General features: G+C 38.7%; 3 protein-coding genes. All 3 read right to left on the reverse strand.

Annotated features, from left to right (window positions below; all coding sequences use genetic code 11):
* Positions 1–338: 338 nt before the first annotated feature.
* Positions 339–572 carry a hypothetical protein gene (locus tag ACM0OR_RS28090; RefSeq protein WP_414579687.1) on the reverse strand — a complete coding sequence of 78 codons (234 nt, stop codon included), beginning with the start codon at positions 570–572 and terminating at the stop codon, positions 339–341.
* Positions 572–700 (reverse strand): type II toxin-antitoxin system HigB family toxin, encoded by a 129-nt coding sequence (locus ACM0OR_RS28095; protein WP_414579688.1) that lies wholly within the window; start codon positions 698–700, stop codon positions 572–574. The genes ACM0OR_RS28090 and ACM0OR_RS28095 overlap by 1 nt, the downstream gene beginning before the upstream one ends.
* 143 nt (positions 701–843) lie before the next feature.
* Entirely contained in the window at positions 844–1,404 is a 561-nt protein-coding gene (locus ACM0OR_RS28100; protein ID WP_414579689.1) for a Uma2 family endonuclease, read from the reverse strand.
* Positions 1,405–1,628: the final 224 nt, after the last annotated feature.

Here is a 1,628-nt window from a genome sequence, read left to right on the forward strand (position 1 = left end):
ACGGAGTCAATTTTTCTCTTGCCTTGGAATGACTTTTTCAGCAAGCCCTAAATAGTTTAGATTTGGCAGTTTTAGCAGAAGTCACAATTTAATTATATGGGGATGAGTGAGTCGCACCCAATAATACAGAATGCAATTACCTTGATTAGCTAGGCGATCGCACCTACTATCAAAAACTTAATTAAACAGTCCAATCCTCAATTAACAATCCGGGTACTTTTTTCAAATCTCGATGATTGCGCATTAATAAAACTAGTTTACCGGATAGAGCGATCGCACTAAAATTTTCGGTGTTGCTGAATATAAGGATTAAAATTAAAAACTCAACCTCTCAAGTTTCAAGTAATTTCGTCTAACTGAGGAATATGTTCATCTTCGTAGTTTTCAATTAAAACACCAATAACTTCCATCAGTGAAGCAAGCGGATGATTTTCGTCTTCACCAACTTGATCATTGAGACCATCTAGCATCTCCACCAATCGCTCATATTCCTCTTCAGTATAAGGAACAAAAACATTTTCGGCAATGGATGACCAGGCAATGATAGTTTGGTCGATGTTAAAGCTTTGCATTATTCCTTCCACTTTCCTTCATCATATTCTGAATGCGTTAACACAGACCTGATGTAAAGTTTTTGGCGGTTGTAATGAATTGCTGCAATCAGTCTAACTTTGTTTCCCCCAATATTAAATACAGTCAATTTACCTACTTGATCTGCGGATGGAAAAATTTCTCGGAGTTAGACAAATTTCCTTCGAGTCGGTTGGGGTTGATTTAGCGATCGCCGAAATTGATCGTGGTGTTGTTTTTGAGTAAAATAGCGTGAGAGAGTCATAAGTTTCACTACAGCAACCAACTAAACAAGTCTTGAATAGTCAATTGAAGTTCACTGGCAAATGATGGTACAGGTATGAGTGCATCTGGCTCATCAAATACTTCAGTTTCTTGTTGAGGACGGTAAACAAACACAGTTTGCTCATCGGGGTCAATTAACCAACCCATTTGAGTTCCATGTTTCAAACAGTGAAGGATATTTTTAGTTACTTTTGTCTGACTTTGATCAGGGGATAAAATTTCAATTGTCCAGTCTGGAGCAATAGGAAATGTATTAGCGATTTCTCCATTCTCGTCACGGGGAATCCGACTCCAAATAAAAACCGTGATGTCAGGTACAGTTGAACGACCGCCAAATGTACAACGCAGTTCTGAAAATGCTCTGGCAATTTGTTTGGGTTTAAAGATTATGTTGACAGTAGTACAAAATTCAGTTTGAATTGCGCTGTGTTTTCCTTGTGGCATAGGTTTTTGGATAATCTTAGCTTCTATGTATTCACTGGCGGGTTTTGTTTCTGGTAATTTCAGGAACTCGTCCAATGTGATGGGTTTGGATGGGGTCTGTACCATGAAGACTGCCTCACAAAAGGTAATAACAGGCTTTGTGTGTATCATATTTTATCGTACTTTATATTGTTGCGATCAGTTATGCTGGGCGGTTACGCGATCGCCTGTGCATATAGGGCGAACGCATCTAAATATTAAGGATCGATAATTAAGGTGGAATTCGCCAACACTGCACCAAACAGGACTTTCAGAGAATTGGGGATGAAGCTGAATAAGAATGATAATCG

It is taken from the genome of Anabaena sp. CCY 9402-a (assembly GCF_963920945.1).
In the GTDB taxonomy this organism is placed as follows: Bacteria; Cyanobacteriota; Cyanobacteriia; order Cyanobacteriales; family Nostocaceae; genus Trichormus; species Trichormus minutissimus.

What these genes read in the sequence shown, in the direction of transcription:
- ACM0OR_RS28090 (WP_414579687.1), bottom strand. Translation starts at nt 572, where the DNA reads ATGCAAAGCTTTAACATCGACCAAACTATCATTGCCTGGTCATCCATT.
- ACM0OR_RS28100 (WP_414579689.1), bottom strand. Translation starts at nt 1,404, where the DNA reads ATGGTACAGACCCCATCCAAACCCATCACATTGGACGAGTTCCTGAAA.